The 20,024-nt window shown below is 67.8% G+C and carries 23 protein-coding genes; 17 read left to right on the plus strand and 6 right to left on the minus strand.

The window, feature by feature from the left end:
* Positions 1-41 precede the first annotated feature (41 nt).
* Positions 42-725, plus strand: coding sequence for an endonuclease III (gene nth / locus FB461_RS00305; protein ID WP_142117894.1), 684 nt, complete (start codon positions 42-44; stop codon positions 723-725).
* A gap of 37 nt (positions 726-762) precedes the next feature.
* Here nth and FB461_RS00310 read toward each other — a convergent pair whose 3' ends face one another.
* A complete protein-coding gene (locus tag FB461_RS00310) occupies positions 763-1,683 on the minus strand; it encodes an alpha/beta fold hydrolase (RefSeq protein ID WP_142117896.1) in 921 nt (306 codons plus the stop codon).
* A 6-nt stretch (positions 1,684-1,689) separates the two neighbouring features.
* Positions 1,690-2,469, minus strand: coding sequence for a response regulator transcription factor (locus FB461_RS00315; protein ID WP_142120573.1), 780 nt, complete (start codon positions 2,467-2,469; stop codon positions 1,690-1,692).
* A gap of 114 nt (positions 2,470-2,583) precedes the next feature.
* Between FB461_RS00315 and FB461_RS00320 the strand changes: the two genes are divergently transcribed.
* The 7 genes from FB461_RS00320 to FB461_RS00350 all read left to right on the plus strand — a co-directional run bounded on the left by FB461_RS00320 (position 2,584) and on the right by FB461_RS00350 (position 7,371).
* On the plus strand, positions 2,584-3,342 hold the full coding sequence (locus tag FB461_RS00320) for a hypothetical protein (protein WP_142117898.1): 759 nt from the start codon (positions 2,584-2,586) through the stop codon (positions 3,340-3,342).
* Positions 3,343-3,478: 136 nt separating this feature from the next.
* Complete coding sequence (locus FB461_RS00325) at positions 3,479-3,997, plus strand: heme-binding beta-barrel domain-containing protein (RefSeq protein WP_142117900.1); 519 nt, start codon at positions 3,479-3,481, stop codon at positions 3,995-3,997.
* A complete protein-coding gene (ygfZ, locus tag FB461_RS00330; protein ID WP_142117902.1) occupies positions 3,994-5,130 on the plus strand; it encodes a CAF17-like 4Fe-4S cluster assembly/insertion protein YgfZ in 1,137 nt (378 codons plus the stop codon). The genes FB461_RS00325 and ygfZ overlap by 4 nt, the downstream gene beginning before the upstream one ends.
* Positions 5,131-5,348: 218 nt before the next feature.
* Positions 5,349-5,609, plus strand: coding sequence for a type II toxin-antitoxin system Phd/YefM family antitoxin (locus FB461_RS00335; protein ID WP_142117904.1), 261 nt, complete (start codon positions 5,349-5,351; stop codon positions 5,607-5,609).
* A gap of 2 nt (positions 5,610-5,611) precedes the next feature.
* Complete coding sequence (locus FB461_RS00340) at positions 5,612-6,031, plus strand: type II toxin-antitoxin system VapC family toxin (RefSeq protein ID WP_142117906.1); 420 nt, start codon at positions 5,612-5,614, stop codon at positions 6,029-6,031.
* 32 nt (positions 6,032-6,063) lie between these two features.
* Complete coding sequence (gene dtd / locus FB461_RS00345) at positions 6,064-6,513, plus strand: D-aminoacyl-tRNA deacylase (RefSeq protein ID WP_142117908.1); 450 nt, start codon at positions 6,064-6,066, stop codon at positions 6,511-6,513.
* A 42-nt stretch (positions 6,514-6,555) separates the two neighbouring features.
* On the plus strand, positions 6,556-7,371 hold the full coding sequence (locus tag FB461_RS00350) for a formate/nitrite transporter family protein (RefSeq protein WP_246045931.1): 816 nt from the start codon (positions 6,556-6,558) through the stop codon (positions 7,369-7,371).
* Positions 7,372-7,669: 298 nt separating this feature from the next.
* On the opposite strand, the gene FB461_RS00355 is transcribed toward FB461_RS00350, so the two are convergent.
* A complete protein-coding gene (locus FB461_RS00355) occupies positions 7,670-8,473 on the minus strand; it encodes an HAD family hydrolase (RefSeq protein ID WP_142117910.1) in 804 nt (267 codons plus the stop codon).
* Between the two features lie 157 nt (positions 8,474-8,630).
* Here FB461_RS00355 and FB461_RS00360 point away from each other — a divergent pair, with 157 nt between their 5' ends.
* From FB461_RS00360 to FB461_RS00390, 7 genes are all read left to right on the plus strand, one after another.
* Positions 8,631-9,347, plus strand: a complete 717-nt coding sequence (locus FB461_RS00360; RefSeq protein WP_142117912.1) for a CpaE-like family protein — start codon at positions 8,631-8,633, stop codon at positions 9,345-9,347.
* A 5-nt stretch (positions 9,348-9,352) separates the two neighbouring features.
* Positions 9,353-10,525: a TadA family conjugal transfer-associated ATPase gene (locus FB461_RS00365; protein ID WP_142117914.1), complete on the plus strand. Its 1,173-nt coding sequence runs from the start codon at positions 9,353-9,355 to the stop codon at positions 10,523-10,525.
* Positions 10,522-11,175, plus strand: a complete 654-nt coding sequence (locus FB461_RS00370; RefSeq protein ID WP_142117916.1) for a type II secretion system F family protein — start codon at positions 10,522-10,524, stop codon at positions 11,173-11,175. Before FB461_RS00365 ends, FB461_RS00370 begins: the two co-directional genes overlap by 4 nt.
* Entirely contained in the window at positions 11,172-11,726 is a 555-nt protein-coding gene (locus FB461_RS00375) for a type II secretion system F family protein (RefSeq protein ID WP_142117918.1), read from the plus strand. Before FB461_RS00370 ends, FB461_RS00375 begins: the two co-directional genes overlap by 4 nt.
* A gap of 178 nt (positions 11,727-11,904) precedes the next feature.
* On the plus strand, positions 11,905-12,255 hold the full coding sequence (locus tag FB461_RS12195) for a DUF4244 domain-containing protein (protein WP_246045932.1): 351 nt from the start codon (positions 11,905-11,907) through the stop codon (positions 12,253-12,255).
* Positions 12,256-12,359: 104 nt separating this feature from the next.
* On the plus strand, positions 12,360-12,713 hold the full coding sequence (locus FB461_RS00385; protein WP_170222520.1) for a hypothetical protein: 354 nt from the start codon (positions 12,360-12,362) through the stop codon (positions 12,711-12,713).
* Entirely contained in the window at positions 12,710-13,021 is a 312-nt protein-coding gene (locus FB461_RS00390) for a hypothetical protein (protein ID WP_142117920.1), read from the plus strand. Before FB461_RS00385 ends, FB461_RS00390 begins: the two co-directional genes overlap by 4 nt.
* A gap of 14 nt (positions 13,022-13,035) precedes the next feature.
* Here the strand turns inward: FB461_RS00390 and FB461_RS00395 are convergent, their stop codons facing one another.
* Entirely contained in the window at positions 13,036-15,531 is a 2,496-nt protein-coding gene (locus FB461_RS00395; protein WP_142117922.1) for a DEAD/DEAH box helicase, read from the minus strand.
* 416 nt (positions 15,532-15,947) lie between these two features.
* On the opposite strand from FB461_RS00395, the gene FB461_RS00400 reads away from it, so the two are divergent.
* Both FB461_RS00400 and FB461_RS00405 read left to right on the plus strand, forming a co-directional pair.
* On the plus strand, positions 15,948-17,825 hold the full coding sequence (locus tag FB461_RS00400) for a ribonucleoside triphosphate reductase (protein WP_142117924.1): 1,878 nt from the start codon (positions 15,948-15,950) through the stop codon (positions 17,823-17,825).
* Between the two features lie 9 nt (positions 17,826-17,834).
* A complete protein-coding gene (locus tag FB461_RS00405) occupies positions 17,835-18,527 on the plus strand; it encodes an anaerobic ribonucleoside-triphosphate reductase activating protein (RefSeq protein WP_142117926.1) in 693 nt (230 codons plus the stop codon).
* Between the two features lie 45 nt (positions 18,528-18,572).
* Here FB461_RS00405 and FB461_RS00410 read toward each other — a convergent pair whose 3' ends face one another.
* Positions 18,573-18,833 carry a hypothetical protein gene (locus FB461_RS00410; RefSeq protein ID WP_142117928.1) on the minus strand — a complete coding sequence of 87 codons (261 nt, stop codon included), beginning with the start codon at positions 18,831-18,833 and terminating at the stop codon, positions 18,573-18,575.
* 138 nt (positions 18,834-18,971) lie between these two features.
* Positions 18,972-19,985 carry an LLM class flavin-dependent oxidoreductase gene (locus FB461_RS00415; RefSeq protein ID WP_142117930.1) on the minus strand — a complete coding sequence of 338 codons (1,014 nt, stop codon included), beginning with the start codon at positions 19,983-19,985 and terminating at the stop codon, positions 18,972-18,974.
* Between the last annotated feature and the right edge of the window lie 39 nt (positions 19,986-20,024).

The raw sequence follows: 20,024 nt of genomic DNA on the forward strand, positions 1-20,024 counted from the left end.
ATTCCGCAAGAATCAGCGCCCATGGCTGCCAAGATGGAGCAGTGACTGAATCAGGCCAGGCCACCGCGGCCCGCGAGCGCGCGAGGGCACGAGAAATCTTCGATGCGCTGGGTGCCGCGTTCCCCGATGCGCGCTGCGAACTGGACTATTCCAATGCGTGGCAGCTACTCATTGCGACCGTCCTGTCCGCCCAGACCACTGACGTGCGGGTCAACCAGATCACGAAGGAACTGTTCGCCCACTGGCCGGACAATGCCGCGTTGGCGCACGCCGACCCGCACGACGTCGCGCAAGTGGTGCGCCCGCTCGGGTTCGGCGCTCGGCGGGCCGAGCACATCACGACGCTCGCGGCTCAGCTGGCCGAGCGGTGGGATGGACGAGTGCCCCCGGACCGCGATGCGCTCGTGGCTCTCAAGGGGGTCGGGCGGAAGACGTCGCATGTTGTCCTGTCCGAGGCCTTCGGCATTCCGGAACTGGCCGTCGATACGCACGTCCTGCGGACCTCGAGGAGGCTCGGGCTGACGACTGCCGATGATCCGCTCGCGGTCGAGCGCGACCTGGTGGGGCAGTTCGACCGAGTGGATCTGCCGCAACTGTCGCATCGGCTCATCTTCCTAGGCCGGCGCGTCTGCCATGCGCGCAACCCGGAGTGCGCGCGCTGCCCCGTGGTTCGACTCTGCCCGTCGGCGCAGGCCAAGCCGGACCCCGCTGGCGCGCGCGACTAGCCGGCAGCGCGCACGCGCAGCCCTTCGGCTCGCTTGCTCAGCCCGGCAGAGGGCTCGCCTCGGCGAGCCAGTCGAGCAGGATTCTGTTGACCTCGTCGGGACGTTCCTCATGGGGAAAATGCCCGGCGCCGAGTATCTGTTCGGCGCGGAACGTGCTGCACAGCGCGGCCGCGTCGACCGTGGCCCATTTGGCGTCGAGGAACGGATCGAACCGCCCACTCAGTTGCAGCGCCGGGACCCTGATCGCGGACCGAATGGTCGCCTGATAGCGGCGGAAGGTTGCGCCGGACCGGTTGAGGAACATCCAGCGGATCGCCTCGAGCGAACTGTGCGGCACGGACGGCAATCGCATGGCGGTGCGGTAGACCTCCAGCTCGTCCGGCGCCCACGGCATGACGGCGCCCTCGCGCAGTACTTTTGCGGCGAAGTCGGATCGTTTGAGCTTGCGCTCCAGCCTGCCCGGCATCAGCGCGCCGGGCAGAGCTCGCAGCACGGGACCGGTCACGAGGCTACGCATGGCGGCGTGAATGCGAGCGGGATGCGGGGCACTGATCGCCGCCACGGCCTTCGTGATGCTGGGAACGACAGTAGGCATGGACCAGGCGATGACGCCGCCGAGACCGTGACCGACGATCGTCGCCTCCTGCGCTCCGAGTGCGCGAACGATGCCCGCGACGTCGCGGCACAGGTTGGGCATGTCGTAACCCATGGGCGGCTTGTCGGATGCGCCGTAGCCGCGCAGGTCGATCGCCGCGGCTCGGTAGCCCGCCTCGGCGAGGGCCGGCAACTGATGGCGCCAGGCCCACCAGACCTCCGGGAACGAGTGGAGCAGCAGAACCAGGGGAGCGCGGGAGTCCTCGTCCCCCGTGACCGCCACATGAAAGCGCGACCCGCCCGCGGCGACGTAGCGATGCTCCCACGGGCCGGCGATCAGGACCTCGGAGAAGTCAGCGACCACGGACGGTCAGTCCTCCTCGTCGGAAGGGGCGTCCTCGTCCAGTTCTCCGGGCTCAGCGACATCCTCGCCCTCACCCGCGCTCGGCGAATCGGCGACGGCGACCGATCGGCGGTCCTTCGGAGGATCGAAGCGGTATCCGACGTTGCGGACGGTCGAGATGAGCTGGTCGTGCTCGGCCCCCAGTTTGGCGCGCAGTCGCCGGACGTGGACATCGACGGTGCGGGTGCCCCCGTAGTAGTCGTAGCCCCACACCTCCTGGAGCAATTGAGCCCGGGTGAACACGCGTCCGGGGTGCTGGACGAGGTACTTCAGGAGCTCGAACTCCTTGTAGGTCAGGTCCAGGGGGCGGCCGCGCAGGCGCACGGTGTAGCCGGAGGCATCGATGACGAGGTCACCGGTGGAGATCTCCTCCGGCTGGTCATCCGCCGTGCTGTTCGTGTCGTGCTCGCGAGCAAGCCGGATGCGGGCCTCGACCTCGGAGGGCGGGGCCGTGTCGAGCATCAGGTCGTCCGCGCCCCAATCGGCGTTGACGACGGTCAGACCGCCTTCGGTCATGATCAGGATCAGCGGAACCGTCAACCCCGTGGCGCGCAGGATGCGGCAGGTGGTGCGTGCCGTGACGAGGTCGCGACGCGCGTCGAGCAGGACGACGTCGGAGTCGGGAGCCTCGATCAGTGCGGTGGGCTCCAGCGGGAGCACGCGCACGTGGTGGTTGAGCAACCCCAGCGCCGGCAAGACTGTCGCCGAACTACCTGCGGTTGCAGTGAGCAGCAGCAGGTCGGCCATGGTGAACCTCCCCGAAGTGTGTTGAGATGCGTTCATCTCACCGCATTACCGTACCTGAATCGGCAAGCGGACGAGGTAAACCCTCCGTTTGCCGCGTCTGTCAGACTTGGGAGCGTGAAGTTTTTCCCGAGGATTCTCGACCTGTCGACGCGCGCGGTCCTGACCGCTGCCTGGGCGGCGCTGCTCACTGTCGGCTCGGGCAGGGGAGTGACCGGAACGGCGCTCGTCCTGGCCGCGACGGTGATCGTGGTGGGCATCGGATGGCCGTGGCTGCTGCAACTGCCGGCGACCATCGGTTCCGGTCTGGTGATTTCCATCGCCGGAATCGGCGCGCTCGCCGTCGTGTACGCGGCATCCCGGGAGCCGTGGATCCGTTCCGTTCCGCTGGTTTTCGCGTTCGCGGTGGTGCTCGCGTTCATCAACGAACTCACTCGCCCGGACGACAGGTCCCGGCTGACGGAGTCGTTGCTGGGAACGATCTCGGGCATCGTGATCGTTGTTGGTGCCTCCGGCTGGCTCGCGGCGGACATGTCCACGGTCGGCCATCGCGTGGTCCTTCTCGCGGCCGTCGCGATCGCGGCCGCCGCCGTCGTGGCGGCGCTGCCCGTATATGGCTGGACGTCCTTTTCGACGACGACGCTGGGCGGCGTGGCCGCGGCCGTGGTGGTGGCGCAGACGGCGGTGGATGTCCGAATGCTCACGGCGGTGGCCGTGGGAACGGTGACGGGATTGATGGTCGCGGCGACGCAGATGATCTTCGTGCGCATTCCCTCGCTGCGTTCGGCCCGGGCGGCCATGGCGACAGTGGTCGTGCCGATCGCGATCGCGGGCCCCTTCATTTACGCGATTGCGCGCCTGACTCTCAACGTTTGACGGTAGGGTGGACCACATGGGTATCGAGGCGCTTGAGATCTTCTTCCTGAGCCTGCTGGTGGTCGTCGCTGTGACCGTCGTATGGTTCGCCGGATTCGTGGTTTACCGGCTGTTTAAGTCCTAGGGCGGCGCGCGCATGCCGTTTCTGATTCCGGAGGGTACGCCCCCGGAGATGTACCCCGTCGCGTTTCTGCTGGGTTCCTGGCGCGCTGTGGGCGAGCTGAAGTATCCCGGTATCGAGGCGCGGCCGGTGGAGGTCAGCGTGCGCTGGGCCGTGGGTTCCGGCCCGTATTTCAAGTACGAGTGCTCCGTCGCCGACCTCGATGACGAATCTTCGCCGTGGTCGGAGGAATCCGGCTACTGGCGTATCTCGCCGGAGCGTCCTGATGGCCTGGCCGAACAGCTCCATCCGATCGAGGCGATGATCGCTGACCCCGCCGGACGCGTGAGCGTCTACGTGGGTGCGGGGGGAGCCGGCCGCGTGACCGTCGCCTCGGACGTCATCGCGCGCACCGCCAGCGCCGCCGCGGTCACCGCCTCTCAGCGCATGTTCGGCTTGGTCGAGGACCAGCTCATGTGGGTGTGGGAGCTTGCCGCATTCGATCAGCCTCTGCAGCCGTATCTCTCCGTGGCACTGGATCGGGTGCAGGAATGAGCGACATCAGTCCGCTGCTGAGTCGTCCCGGCGCCGTGGCCGCAACCGGCCCCGACGAGGGCGTCGCCTGGCACTACGGCGATCCCATTGCTGAGCAGCGCGCGCTGGAACGCGGGCAGGGCGTTGTTGATCAGAGCCACCTGGCCGTGATCACCGTGTCCGGTCCGGACCGCCTCACATGGCTGAACTCGCTCACGAGCCAATCGCTCCTGGGCCTCGAGCCCCGTCGTTCAACAGAGACGCTGCTTCTCAGCCCGCAGGGGCGGATGGAGGCTGCGCTCGCGGTGGTGGACGACGGCGAGACCACCTGGCTGATCACCGAGCCCGCGCAACGCGAGTCCGTTCGCGAATGGCTGGACAAGATGCGGTTCGCGCTTCGCGTCGAGGTGGCAGACGTGACCGCTGACTGGGCGGTGATCGGCGAGGCCATTGACGCCGAATCTCGCGCTGGCGAATCGCTGGCGTGGCGGGATCCGTGGCCCGCGATCGGTGACGGCGGCACGCGATATGGTCCCGACGAGGGGGAGCATCCCGGTGCGGAACGTCCATGGCGACTCGTCCTGGTTCCGCGGGCTTCGCTCGTCGGCGAGATCGCCGCGCGCGAGCAGGCCGGGTGGATGCTCGCCGGTACGTGGGCGGCCGACTCGCTGCGCGTCGCCGCCTGGCGACCCAGGTTCGCACGCGAGGTGGACGCGCGGACCATTGCGCACGAGGTTGATTGGCTACGCACGGCCGTGCACCTGCACAAAGGCTGCTATCGCGGCCAGGAGACCGTCGCGCGGGTTCACAATCTCGGACGGCCGCCCCGCCGCCTGGTGCATCTGCACCTGGACGGCTCGGTCGATGTGCTGCCCGAGCCGGGCGCGAAGGTGTTCAACGGCGATCGAGAGGTCGGTGTCGTGACGAGCGCTGCCCGGCATCACGCGGAGGGCCCTATCGCCCTGGCCCTGGTGAAGCGCGCGACTCCCCTCGATGCGGAACTCGACGTGGTGGATGAATCGGCGCCCGAGGTGCGAATCGCCGCGGCTCAGACGGAGATCGTCCCCGTCGACGGGGTGGCCGTTTCCCGCCCCGCCGCTCGCGGTCCCCTCACCAAAGGACTGCCCCGGACCGGGATGATCGGCTCGGCGTAGTCCTTCGCCGGTCGTGCCTCGGTTCGCCCCATCATATTGCCGTTGACCCGCATGTATTTCACACCCCGAACTGAAATATGTGGGGGTGAACCGGGGCTGGGGTCGGCGGACGGTGAACGGGTACCTGCGTCGGCGATGGGCCGCGATGACGGGTGGAGCCGGCGACCGACCGGTCCCATAACGTACCGTTTCCATCGTTGCGGTTGTACGCTGGCGGAATGGACGTACCAGTCAGCGCATTTCGAGCCGAGCTGAAGTCGTGGATCGAGCGCGCGAAGGACGGTGAACCCATCATCATCACCGATCGCGGAATCCCCGTGGCCAGGCTCAGTGGCATCGACGCCACCGACCTGGTCACCGAACTGGTCCGCGACGGGCACCTCACGGCCCCCGAGTCGCCGCGCGGTACGCTACCCGAGCCCGTGTCACCCGAGGCTGCGGATAGCCGCGGCGGCATCTTCGGACGTCGGCGGCGCTAGTCATGGCGCTGGTCTATTTCGACTCCGCCGCGATCCTGTCCCTCATCGTAGAGTCGCCGCGCACTCGTCTCGCCCGCCGGCTCTGGCACGGGGCCGACCTGATCGCGACGGCGCACGTGGCCCGCGTGCAGGTGCCTGCGGCTCTCGCGCAGGCACGCCGCGCCGGATTGATCGGCGAGGCCGGCCTTGACTCGTCCCTCGCCACCTGGCGCGGCGTCTTGGACGCCAGTTATGTGCTGGAAGCGGGGCCGGACTTGTCCGATCGCGCCGCAGGCCTCGTCCTGGAACACGATCTGCGGTCGGACGACGCCTGGCACCTGGCCGCCGCCGAGAAGCTGCTGAGCGGCGGCGGTATCGGGGCGCTGTGGGACGAGCGGCTGTCGCGTGCGGTGGCCGAACTCGGGCTGCGCAACGTCCACTAGCAGATCATCGCGAAACGGGAAGGCGGGTACTCATGCGCGCGGTCATTCAGCGGGCGCAAGGCGCGAGCGTGAGCGTCGGCGGCGAGGTCGTTGCTGCGGGTCAGGGGCAGGGCCTGGTGGTGCTCGTCGGCGTGACGCCGGGCGATACCACCGATGACGCCGACTACATTGCGCGCAAGGTGGCCGAACTGCGGATCCTGCGCGAGGAACTGAGTGCGAGCGATGCCGGCGCCTGGGTGATCGTCGTCTCACAGTTCACGCTCTATGCAGACGTGCGCAAGGGCCGCCGCCCGACCTGGAACAAGGCCGCGCCCGGCCCCGTTGCCGAGCCGCTTGTGGACGAGGTCGCCGCGCGGCTACGCGAGCGCGGACTCGACGTGAGCCAGGGCGTATTCGGAGCCGACATGCAGGTGAGCCTCGTGAACGACGGGCCGGTGACGATCCTGCTCGAATCGCCACCGAATACGGCAGGCGAGCGGTAAAAAGTCCCATTTGAGTCGGAAAACGAGTGCGACGCTTGACTGGTGTTGAGCATTCCCGAAACCCTGACCGAGCAAGACCACAACGCCATCAAGAAGGCGCTCGGCATTTCCCAGCCGTGGCGGTTCCTCGTGCAGGCAATGCTTGCGGGTGCCTACATCGGAGTGGCGGTGATCCTCATGATCTCCGCCTCCGGGCCGCTGCTCGAGGCGGGATCTCCGATCGTGAAGCTCGTGAATGGGCTCGTATTCGGCATCGCGCTCACCCTGGTCGTGGCGGCCGGGGGCGAATTGGTGACCTCGTCCATGATGACCCTGACGCAAGGCTGGGCGCGTCGTGCCATCGACGGCCGCCAGTGGACGACGACGCTGGCGTTCACGTTCTTCGCCAACCTCGCCGGGGCCTGGGTGTTCGCGGTGCTGGTGCGCCTTTCCGGTCTCACCGAAGGCGAGACCCCCGCCGGCAAGATGCTCATTGCCATGCTCGACGCGAAGGCTCACGAATCTTCGATGGAACTGTTCGCGCGCGGCGTGCTCTGCAACGTGCTCGTGTGCCTGGCCATCTGGTCCGCCACCAGGCTGAAGAGCGAGATGGCGAAGTTCACGATCATCTTCTGGTGCCTGTTCGCCTTCATCACCTCCGGGTTCGAGCACGTCGTCGCCAACATGACGACCTACTCGCTCGGCGTCCTTGAGGGAGTCGACAGTGCGACCGCGATCAACTACGCGCGCAACATGCTCGTCGTCGGGCTGGGCAACCTGGTCGGCGGTGTCATCGTGGGGCTTGCCTACGTGAGTTACGCGAAGCGACCCTCCGCAACGGATGCCCCCGTAGCGGCAAAGGTCGGCGCTCAGCGCTGAGTGCGCGGGGGTAACGCTCGACGCCGCCCGGCCGGCTCCTTAACGCACGAATGGCACCCGCTCGGGGTGCCATTCGGCCTCAGCTGGGATGGCAGATTATCAAGCGCGCCGCTTGTTCGCCGGTATCGCTGCTGCGTATTCGACGTACCCGATGAGAGTGGGTTACCTCGCGTGTGGGTATCTGTCATCCCCGTGTGCTGTTGTACTTACGAGCGTAGCACCTCGCTGTGATGCGCGCCACACTTCGCGCCAAGTTATCCGGACACACGGGCGCGGCGGAGGCCTCGTCCATCACGCGTCACCGACCGCCGCGTCGGCGAATTCGGCGGACGATGCGCCACGCCACCAGCGCCAGGATCGCGCTCGCCGCTGACGCCGTCAGCGCCGTGGCCGTACCGCGAGAGACGGGCAACTGGTGCCACAGTGAGACGGGCCGAACAAAGTTCAGCACGCCCCAGCCGCGCGATTCGGCCACCCTGCGAAGCGTGCGATCCGGATTGACCGCGTACGCGAAGCCGACCTCCTCCAGCATGGGCAGGTCAGTGCTCGAATCGGAGTAGGCGTACGAGCGTTCCAGATCGTATCCCTGGTTCTGCGCCAGCTGGCGGATCGCGAGCGCCTTGTTGTCGCCGTAGCAGTAGAAATCGATCTTGCCGGTGTATCTGCCGTCCGCGATCTCCATCCGGGTGGCGATCGCGTGATCGGCGCCGATGGCCGCGGCGATCGGCTCCACGAGTTCAGCGCCGGAGGCCGAGACGATCACGACATCGCGCCCTGCAGCGTGGTGCTCAGCGATGAGTTCCACCGCCTCGGAGTAAACGTAGGGATCGATGAACTGGTTCAGCGTCTCGCCGACGATCGCGGACACCTGCGCCACGTCCCACCCGGCGACCAGGTCGGAGAGGTACGCGCGCATGCGCTCCGTCTGGTCCTCGTCGGCGCCGGCGATCATGTAGAGGAAGTGGGCGTAGGCGCTGCGCAGCACAGACCGGCGGTTCATCAGGCCCTGGGCGAGGAACGGGCGCGAGAACGCCGCGGCGCTGGACGTGGCGATGATCGTCTTGTCCAGGTCGAAGAATGCGGCGGTCCTGCGCGTGTTCACAACCCGAGCCTAGCCAACCTCGCGGACTAGAGTCGCGGCCGCTACCTGAATATCGCCCTTCCGGACGAGTAATTCGCTCTGCGCACGCGAGGGCTTAACTTTTCCACATCCCCGTTTTCAGATCCCCCGGAGGTTCTTCGCGTCGCACGCTTGCGTTATGACGCATTCCCTGACGGCAGTGGTGGGCGCCCGCGGTGGCCTGGGCGCTTCGACGCTCGCGCTTCATCTCGCCGGCGCGCTGGGCGCTGTGGCGGTCGATGTGCATCCCGGCGGAGGGCTGGAGATCCTGGCCGGGATCGAGAGCGAAGCTGGCGTTCGCTGGCAGGACCTGGGCGGCGGGGACGAGGCTCTCGACGGCGAGCGAATCAGGGCGAATCTTCCGCGATGGCGCGGGGTGCCCGTGCTGAGCACCGCCCACCTAACTCCCGGGCGCGATCCGGGAGAGGTTCGATGCGCCATCGATGCCCTTGTGGCCGCAGGGCCGGTGGTGCTCGACGCATCGCTCGCGGACATCGGTGGACGCGGCGGGCCAATCCGGCCGGAGTCGAATGCGGCGCTCGTGATCCTGAGCGGCCACGACGTGCAGTCGGTCGCACGCGGACGTCAGTTGATCGCCGCCTGGAGCGCTACGCGGCATGTGGTCCTGCGCGCACATCCACGCATGAGCGTGAGTCCGAGTCAGGTCGCGACAGGCCTGGGAACTTCGATTCGAGCCTTTGTCCGGCACTGTCCGGCGCTCGTCGCCGCAGCCGAGGCGGGGGTCGGCCCCGCGACGTCCAAACCCCGCTGGAAGTCCCCGCCGAAGACGAGTTTGCGCGCCGCGGCGCCGGATCGAGTCGCCGCGCTCCTCGCCACCGCCCTGGGGCAGTGGTGATCCGCATGCAGGGGCGGGCATCGCAGTTGGCCGACGTGGTGCGACGCGAGCTGGCGAGTGCCAACGAGCCACTCAACTACGCGTCGGTGCGAGCGCGCGTCGCATCGCACACGATCACGGTGACGCAGGGCGAGCAATCGCGCCTCATCGACCAGGTTTGGGGCGAACTCACAGGCGCAGGGCCGCTGCAGCGCGTGCTCACACTGCCCGGCGTCACCGACGTGCTGGTCAACGGCGCGGAGGAGATCTGGCTGGACCGCGGCGACGGACTCGAACGCGCGGACCTCGATCTCGGTTCCCCCGCGGAGGTCCGATCGCTCGCCGTTCGCCTTGCAGCCAGCGCCGGCCAGCGACTCGATGATGCCTCGCCCACCGCCGACGGCCAGTTGGCCGACGGTACCCGACTGCATGCGGTGCTCGCTCCGATTGCCGACGGCCCCGCCGTGATCTCCCTGCGCGTCGTGAGGCGTCATCCTTGGTCCCTGGCGGACCTCGTCGAACGCGCAATGATTCCCCGTGAGTGGGAAGAGCTACTCGTCGCGCTCGTCACGGCGAAAGTCGGCATCCTCGTATCCGGTGCCACGGGGACGGGGAAATCGACGCTCATGGGTGCTCTGCTCGCTCTTCTAGATCCGGCTGAACGCCTGATCGTGATCGAGGAGACCCGCGAGCTGTGCATCGACCACGCCCATGTCGTGACGCTGCAGGCCCGGCGTGCGAACGCGGAGGGTGCCGGCGAGGTCGGCCTGTCCAGGCTCGTGCGCGAGGCCCTGCGCATGCGGCCGGATCGGATAGCCGTGGGGGAGGTCAGAGGCGCTGAACTCGGCGAGATGCTCACGGCATTCAACACCGGTCACGAGGGCGGGATCGGCACGATTCATGCGAACGCCGCGAGCGACGTTCCCGCGAGGCTGGTCTCCCTCGGCCTCATCGCGGGGGTTCCCGAGCCGGTGCTCATCGATCAGGCGATGGCGGCGCTGCGCGTGGTGTGCCACGTGCAACGCACATCGAGCGGTACACGGCACATACGCGAAATCGGGCTACTCGAATCCTCGGAGCAAGCCGGGCGTGCCCGGTTGCGGGTCGATCCGGCCCTGAGCTGGAACGGCGAGGGGGAGCCTCGAAGGGGCCCAGCATACGAGCGCCTGGTCGAACTCCTCCGAGGTGGGACGCGATGATCGCCGGGGCGCGGATCGCGATGGTGGCAGAGCGGGCGCAGGGCGCCGGCACCCAGGCGACGAGCGATCTGACGGTCCTACTCGCGGGTGTCGCGGCCGCCTTGCGAGCGGGCAACTCGCCCGCAGAATCCTGGCGGCGGCGCCGCGTGCGGCTCACTGCCGACGGCGTTCCCATTCCCATGGACATCGTGCGGGCGGTCTCCGACGGTCCCGGCCCTACCATGCGGCGAGTATGGGCGCGCGCGGCCATCTCGGCACCGGATCGCGATGCGGACGGCAGAGTCCGCCAGGCGGTCGCGATTGCGACCGTGTGCGCCATCGCGAACGAACTCGGCTCGCCACTCGCTGAGGTTCTCGACGAGACCAGTGCCTCTATCCTCGTCTACCAGCAGGGTGTGGCCGCCCGCCGTGGCGCCCTGGCCGGCCCGCGCATGAGCGCCAGGGTACTGATGTGGCTGCCGCTTGGCACGTGCGCGCTGGGCGCCCTCTTCGGGGCCAGCCCGTGGCGCGTACTGCTGGATGGCGGTATCGGGACGCTCTCCCTCATGGCGGGACTGTTAGCTATGCTGATCGGCCGTGCCTGGGTGGCACGGCTCGTGGCGAGGGCAACTACTCCCGGCGGGCCGGTCCGGGGAACCGGACCCCCATGAGGGCGGTGATGGAGTGGATCGCGGCGAAACGCGCATCGGCGCTCCCCGACCTGATCGGCGAATCGGCAACCCATCCGGGTGGGGCCGACTTCGACCGTCCCGGCTACCTGCTTGGGCACGCGCCCTGCGGCATCCTCGAGGACGAACTGGTGATCACCGTCGTCCTGTCGGCGGTGCACTCGGGTACGCCGCTCCTGCGCGCGCTGGACGCGGCGGGCAGGAATCTCGATGCCCCGCACGGAGCGCAACTCACTAGATTCGTCGCGCAGGTCGGTGCGGGCGCATCGTGGGACGACGCCACCGCCACCGCCTCGGGCGTCATCAAGCACATCCTCGTCGCGCTGGGCCCTGCCTGGCATCAGGGAGCGAGCGCGCGTTCCTCCCTGCTCCGCTTGGCTGGCCAGGCTCGGGATACCTCGTCAGCCGAGGCCGCCACCGCCGCGGCGCAACTTGGAGTCCGTCTCGTGTTGCCGCTCGGCCTGTGTTTTCTTCCCGCATTCGCCCTCATCGGCCTGTTGCCGCTCGGCCTGGGACTTGCCGCTCCGCTCTAGGACGAGTTCTCCGCCGACCGCTCGCAGTACCGGCGATCGCGAAGCAGAACTTCTCCACAGGGGCGTTCTCACCGAGAAAGGGCTCCGAGCTCGGAGCAACATCGCACTACGCCCAGCAGGCGAGGATCCCTGCGGATCATCGCCGGGAACGATCACGAATCAGGAATGGGAGAAGACAATGAGTACGCAACTTCACACCGCGGACCCCGACGGGGAGAACGAACCGATTGCCGCACACGGGGATTTCCCGACCGGACTCGGGCGCTGCCACACGATCACCACGCATCGGCGTGCAGCGGGAACAGCAATGGCCTGGGCCACGGCGAAGCATCCTCGCGGCGGCGATGGTCGATTCCGTCACGCCTGGCACGAGATGCGCGAGCACGCGGATCGAGGGCTGGCCACCGCCGAGTATGCGATCGCAACGATCGCCGCCGCAGGGTTCGCCGGCCTGCTGATCGTCGTGCTCAAGTCGGGAACCGTGCGGACGTTGCTGGAGGGCATTGTCCAGTCCGCCCTCAACGTCTGACGACCGTGCAACCAGCGGCAACACAATCGAGCGGACGTCGCCCCGCCTGCCTGGGCTTCGCTCGCGACGGAACGGACGAGGGGAGTGCCACGGTGGAACTCGCCGTGGCACTCCCGGCGGTCGTCCTCGCCCTGATGCTCCTGCTATGCGTGGCGAAGGTGGGGACGGCACGCGTGGCGGCCGAACGTGCCGCCGCCACGGCGGCACGGCTTGTCGCGATTGGGACGAGCCCGGCTGAGGTGACAAATGCGGTCCAGCGAGCGGGTGGCCGTGGCGCGAGCGTGTCGACTCGAGTCGAAGCGGGCTGGGCAACCGCAGAGGTTTCCATTCCGATCGTCGCCACGTGGGGAACCTGGCAGGTTGTCGCCGAACAGTCGATGCCGACGGAGGAGTATCTCGTCGGTTTTCCTATCGATTCCGCAGTTGCCAACGCCTCCCCAGGCGAGGATTCCCCATGACCGTCATTGCGGCTGTCCTCGTGGCGGCGGCCGTGGCGCTGAGCGGACTCCTCGCCGTCGTGGGCGGCGGTAACGCCGAGGTGGTACGCGCTCAGGGCACGGCCGAACTCGCGGCGCTGGCGGCGGCGACGGCAGCCCTCGGCGATCACCTCGCGCCGTGTGATGCGGCCGCTGGGGTGGCAACTCGGGCGCGGCAGTCTCTCGATGAATGCGCCATGGAATCCCGTGGGCACGCGATCATAGAGGTTCGCGGCGATGGGATGAGCCAAGCGGTGGAGGCGCGAGCAGGGCCGGCCCAGTACGACTGACGGCATTTCGCCGATCAGGCCTCACTGCCATTCGAGGTCGTTGCGGTGCCAGCGCTTGCCTCGGCGTCGCTCGCGGGTAGAGCCTCGCAGACGGCCCGCAAGAGCTTGAGGGCACCGATCTTGTGCAGGGGCGAGTTACCGTTACCGCACTTGGGCGATTGCACGCAGGCGGGACAGCCTGCCTTGCAGGTGCAGCGCTCGATCACCTCGGCCGTCGCCTCGAGCCACGTCCGGGCGAGGTGGAAGGCGCGCTCGGCGAACCCTGCACCGCCCGCAGCCCCGTCGTGGAGGAAGATCGTGGCGGTGTCGGTCTGCTCGTGCCACGCCGTCGACAGGCCGCCGATGTCGGTACGGTCGCACGTCGCCAGGAGCGGCAGCACGCCGATAGCCGCGTGCTCGGCCGCGTGCAGTGCGCCGGGGATATCGGCGCGCGCCAGCCCCAGCGAGTCGATCATCGTGGCGGACATGGTCCACCACACCGCCGCGGTCTCCAGCGATCGCTCCGGCAGTTCCAGCGGCCACCGGCCCAGCGGAATGTTGTCGAGATTCCGCTTGCGTTCGAACTCGATCACCTGCGAGGTGACCAGCACGTCGCCTAAGTTCCAGGTGAGGTCACCGCTCGCCGATGCGGACGTCCGGGTGGTCTGCAGAATCTCCATGCGCGTCACCGATCTGGCCCAGGTGTGATAGTCCACACCTGCGCGGCGTACCGCCGCCACATGATCGCTCGGCTCGTACCAGAGCACCTGGAAGGTCTGGCCCTGGTGGACGTAGATAGCGCCCGCATGGACCGCGCTGTCCGCCCCTGCTGCGTCAATCGTCCCGATGACGGTCCCGCTGTCCTCCTCGATGATCGTGACGGTCCCGTCGCCAGCGCCGCGCAGGTCGGTGAGCGCGGTCGCGGGTTCGGCCGGCTGCCAGAACCAGCGCGATCCGCGTTTGCGCAGGAATCCGCCCGCAGTGAGTTCGTCCACGACGCGCTGTGCCGAGGTCCCGAATCTCGTCAGATCCTCGGCAGTGAGTGGCAGTTCCGACGCCGCCGCGCACAGGTGAGGCCCGAGGACGTATTGGTTCGACGGGTCGAGCACGCTCGCCTCGACCGGTTCTCCGAACAGCGACTCGGGGCGGTCCAGCAGATAGTTGTCGAGCGGGTCCTGGCGGGCCACGAGGATGACGAGCCCGGCCCTCCCCGCCCGGCCCGCTCGTCCCGCCTGCTGCCAGATCGACGCGCGAGATCCGGGCCAACCGGCGATGATCGTCGCGTCCAGCCCGGAGATGTCGATACCCAGTTCCAGCGCGTTCGTCGTTGCCAGGGCGCGGATCTCCCCCGAGGAGATCGCGGCTTCGAGAGCCCGCCGCTCTTCGGGGAGGTAGCCGCCCCGGTAGGCCGAGATCCGGCGCCCGCTCTGGCCCGCCAGTTGCGCAGTGTCGCGGGCGACCGCCGCCACGGTCTCGGCGCCCCGGCGGGAGCGGGTGAAGGTCAGCAGGCGCGCCCCGAGTCGGACGAGTTCTCCCGTGAGCATCCCGGCCTCCGCTATCGCGGACCTGCGCACGTTGTCACCGCCCTGCGGCAGGGAACCGCCGGGTGCATCGCCGTCCAAGTCTGCGTCGGAATCGGCTAGCGCCTCGCCGGCCGCGATCGCCTCCGGGTCTACGACGATGGGCGGCTGCCACAGTGCGAAGACTCGATCCCCGGTGGGGGCGGAATCGGCATCCACGACCACGATCCGATCGCGTACGACGCCGGTCAGGGCGGAAGCGGTCAGCGCAGGATCCGCGCTCGTGGCGCTCGCGATCACAAACGTCAGCGGCGGATCGGTGGGCTGGGCATAGTGCGCGGCCACGCGCTGTAGGCGGCGCAGGACGAGGGCGAGATGCGCGCCGAAAAGGCCGCGGTAGGCGTGGGCCTCGTCCACGATCACGTATCGCAGCGAGCGCAGCAGCCTGGTCCAGCGTTCGTGGTTCGACAGCAGCGTGAAGTGCAGGAAATCGGGATTCGTCAGCACGATGTCGCTGTGCGCCCGTATCCAGTCGCGTGCCTCGAACGGTGTATCGCCGTCGCAGGCATCGGCCGTGACGTCATCGACCTCAGACGCGCGCAGCAGTTCGCGCAGCGATGTGAGCTGGTCTGCCGCGAGCGCCTTGGTGGGCGAGAGGTAGATCGCGCTCGCACCACCCAGTTCGCTGATGCGATTCAGCGACCGATCCCGCTTCGAGGCGCGGATGGTGCTGAGGACGGGTAGCCAGTACGCCAGTGACTTACCCGACCCGGTCCCCGTTGCGAGCGCCGTGACGCGACCCGCCTTGATCGCCTCGGCGCCGGAGACCTGATGGCGCCACGGTCGCCCCACGCCGCGACGGTCTAGGCCAGCGACGATGTCCTCGTCCGCCCACGTGGGCCAGTCCGCGAACTCGCCCGCCCGGCCCGGAACGAACTCCACGTGGCGCACCTGGCCCGCCTCGCCGGTGCGGACGCGGAGCGCGCTCAAGAGTTCATCTGCCTGGGTCATCGCCCACTATCGTGGCACGGTCGCGCCGTCGTTAACGCGCGCAGACCGATTCGGGCGTCTCGGCGACCGGCGGGCTTGGTGCCCGCGCCGCGTGCCGCTCGCTACGGACTCGGCTCGCTACGGACTTGGCCCGCTGCGATCCGCCGCGCCCGCGCGCCGGACCCATGCGGTGCCAGACGTTTCCTGCGGTCCGACGCGACCGCGAGCCGCGCAGACACGCCGGGTTCGCTACGTCAGTCGGCGCGGATTTCGGCTCCGAATGCCGTGCGCACCGTTTGTCAAGGGTCGAAGGTAGGAACCCACCGGACCCATGAGGGTCCAATATCTAGTAACAACGATGTAATTCGCCACTAGATGTTGTGGTTGAGCCGCAATGGGCCGTCGTTCCGTCGCACCTGACAAGACAGGAGTACGTCATGGGATCAGTTCGTCCTTCCGCGCCAGCCAAGGCTGGGAACCAGAACCTCGTAGATGTCCGCGAAACCATGCGCGAATACCTCGATCAGACGGACTGGCGAGTGAACGCGAATGCCAACCAGGGGTACTCACTCGGCGGCCTCATCCTCAACACTGCGGGCAAGGTCACGGCCAACTACTGGTTGTCCGAGGTCTATCCCCCTGAGGTCGGGCAGGCGCACCGCGACGGCGCCTATCACATCCACGACCTCGACGTTTTCGGCGGCTACTGCGCCGGGTGGTCCCTCAAGAACCTGCTCCAGCAAGGATTCAACGGCGTTCCCGGCCGCGTCGAGTCGAACCCGCCCAAGCACATGTCGTCAGCGGTGGGTCAGGTGGTCAACTTCCTCGGCACGATGCAGAACGAGTGGGCCGGCGCGCAGGCGTTCTCGTCCTTCGACACGTACATGGCGCCGTACGTGCGCAAGGACGACATGAGCTACGAGGAGATTCGTCAGAACATCCAGGAACTCATCTACAACCTCAACGTTCCCTCGCGCTGGGGCACCCAGACGCCGTTCACCAACCTCACCTTCGACTGGACCTGCCCGGCCGACCTGCGCGACGAATACCCGCTGATCGACGACAAGGTCATGGACTTCACCTACGGCGAGCTGCAGCACGAGATGGACCTCATCAACCGCGCCTACATCGAGGTGATGACCGAGGGAGACGCCTCCGGACGAGTCTTCACGTTCCCCATCCCGACCTACAACATCACCGAGGACTTCCCCTGGGAGTCCGCCAACGCCGCCCGCTTGTTCGCCATGACCGCCAAGTACGGGCTGCCGTACTTCCAGAACTTCATCAACTCGGATATGAACCCCGGGGACGTGCGGTCCATGTGCTGCCGCCTCCAACTCGATCTGCGCGAACTCCTCAAGCGCGGCAACGGCCTGTTCGGATCGGCGGAGCAGACCGGCTCCATCGGTGTCGTCACGGTCAACTGCGCCCGCCTCGGCTACCAGCACGCGGGCGACGAGCCCGGCCTGTACGCGGCGCTCGATCGGCTGCTCGACCTGGCCAAGACCTCGCTCGAACTCAAGCGCACCACCGTCCAGCACTACATCGACAACGGGCTCTTCCCGTACACCCGCCGCTACCTCGGCAACCTCAACTCCCACTTCTCCACCATCGGCGTCAACGGCATCAACGAGATGATCCGCAACTTCACCTCCGACGCCTACGACCTCACGGCGCCGGAAGGGCACGCAATGGCCGTGCGGCTGCTCGATCACGTGCGCTCCCGCATGGTCGAGTTCCAGGAGGAGACGGGCAACCTCTACAACCTGGAGGCCACCCCGGCGGAGGGCACCACGTACCGGTTCGCCAAGGAGGACCGCGCGCGCTTCCCCGGCATCCTGCAGGCGGGGACAGATCAGAATCCGTACTACACCAACTCCTCCCAGTTGCCCGTCGCCTACACGGACGACCCCTTCGAGGCGCTCGAACGCCAGGAGGAGTTGCAGGGCAAGTACACCGGCGGCACGGTGCTGCACTTGTACATGTCGGAGAAGATCTCGTCCGCCGAGGCCTGCCGCAACCTCGTTCGCCGCTCCCTGGCCAACTTCCGGCTCCCCTACATCACGATCACCCCGACCTTCTCCGTCTGCCCCAGCCACGGCTACCTGGAAGGCGAGCAGCAGACGTGCCCCAAATGCGCGCTGCAGCACCCCGATCGCGAACCGCAGGTGTGCGAGGTGTGGACCCGTGTCATGGGCTACCACCGGCCTGTCGCCTCCTTCAATGTCGGGAAGAAGGGCGAGTTCTACGAGCGGACCCCGTTCCAGGAGGCGGCGGCGAACGAGCACGCGTCGGCGCTCGCCACTCGGGCATAGGGAGGTGGCATGCCAATCGCGGACGAGATAGCGATCGCCGGATGGTCAAAGCTGTCCACGTGCGACTGGCCGGACAAGCTCGTGGCGACGCTGTTCCTGCAGGGCTGTCCCTGGCGCTGCACGTACTGCCACAACTTCACGATCCTCGACCCGCGGCAACCCGGAAAGGTCGCGTGGAGCGAGGTGCGGCTATTGCTGGGCAAGCGTCGCGGGCTACTGGACGGCGTCGTCTTCTCCGGCGGCGAACCGACCCGCCAGGCGTGCCTACCAGCCGCGATGCGGCATGTGCGCGCGCTCGGCTACGGGGTGGGGCTGCACACGGGCGGGGCGTTCCCCAAGCGCCTCGCTGCCGCCCTGCCCTACACCGATTGGGTGGGCCTCGACATCAAAGCGACACCCGACAAGTTCGACCAGATCACCAGGCGGCAAGGGAGTGCTCGTCCGGCCTACGAATCGCTGGAACTGGTACTGGCCGCGGGGGTCGACGTCCAGGTCCGCACCACGGTTGACCCGACTGTTCTGTCTACGGCCGATGTGGAGCGGCTCACCGCGCTGCTGCGCGATGAGTACGGGGTAACCGACCACGTGCTGCAGACGGTTCGGCCGGACGGTACGACGGACGAGTACCGCTGCGCGCTCGCGGCCGCGATGAGTTTCCAGGAGCCGCAACTGGGCCTCGGCCAGGTGGTTCTTCGCGACTGATTGACGCTCGCGCCACAGCGTCCGGGCAAGTGCCGGGAATCGTACCTAGAACTTCAGGTCGGGAAAGTCGAACGGCTCCTCGGGCGCGCGCGCATTGTCCTGCCAATTGGACGCGGGCTGCTGGTAGGGCGGCTGAGGCGGAACGGCGCGTTGCGTGGGCACCGAGGGGCCTGCGGAAACTGGCGGGACGGGACCGTGAAGCGGAAGCGGTGGGATCGTGCTCTGCGGCGGAGTCTTGAGGCTGACGTCGTGTGTGGCGCGGACGGCCACCGGTCCCGCGGTCGCTCCCAGCTCGGAGTCGATCAACCGCTGGTGCCAGTAGTCCGTGCTGCCTTCTCCCGCGCGGTTCGCCTCCCGGATCCTGCGGGTGACCGCACCCGCTGACGTCCGCGCGCGCGACGGGCGCGCGCGCCGAAAGCCATCGGCTACGTCGCGGCAATCACCTCAGCGCCAGCCCGCAGCGGGGGCAACGTGCTTGACGATGTTCTCCAGCAGGGCGGCGTTGTAGTCGACTCCCAACTGGTTCGGCACGGTCACGAGCACCGTATCGGCCTCCTGGACTGCGGCATCGCGCGCGAGTTCCTCCGCGATCACGTCGGGCTCGCCGATGTATGACTTGCCGAATCGGGCGATCTGACCCACGTCGATATAACCGACCTGCTCCGAATCCTGTTCACTCCGGCGGCCGAAGTAGTGCCGGTCCACGTCGGATACCAGCGGGATGATGGAGCGCGACACAGATACGCGCGGCGTGCGACCCCAGTCGGCGGCGGCGAAGGCCTCGCGGTACATGTGGATCTGCTCTGCCTGGAGCTCGTCGAACGGGACCCCGGTGTCCTCGGTCAGGAGCGTCGAACTCATCAGGTTCATGCCCAGTTCCGCCGTGCGGATGGCTGAACCCCGAGAACCGGACCCCCACCAGATGCGATCGCGCAGGGTCTGCGAGCGAGGCTCGATGGCTACTGCGCCCGTGACCCCCGTTCGAGCGGGATCCGACTGCGCCAGCTTCGCGCCGGAGATGGCCGCGAGGAAAGCATCGGTGTGCCGCATTGCCATGTCCTCGTCCGTGGTGCCGGCGGGCGGGACGTTCCCGAACACGCGGTACCCGTCCACCACCGTCTCGGGGGAGCCTCGTGAGATACCGAGTTGCAGCCGTTCACCACTGAGCAAATCGGCCGCGGCCGCCGTCTCGGCCATGTAGAGCGGGTTCTCATAGCGCATGTCGATCACGCCCGTGCCGATCTCGATGCGGCTGGTCCGCGCCCCGATTGCCGTCAGCAGGGGGAACGGCGAGGCGAGCTGACGAGCGAAATGATGCACCCGGAAGTAGGCGCCATCGATCCCGACCTCCTCGGCGGCCACCGCGAGTTCAACGCTCTGGCGGAGCGCCTCGGCTCCGGTGCGGGTCAGGGAGCGCGGGTGCAAGTGACCGAAAGACAGGAATCCGATTTTCTTCACTTAACCCAGAGCACTTCGCCGGGGCGAAGTATTCCCCGC

This window comes from Rarobacter faecitabidus (genome assembly GCF_006716265.1).
Taxonomy (GTDB): domain Bacteria; phylum Actinomycetota; class Actinomycetes; order Actinomycetales; family Cellulomonadaceae; genus Rarobacter; species Rarobacter faecitabidus.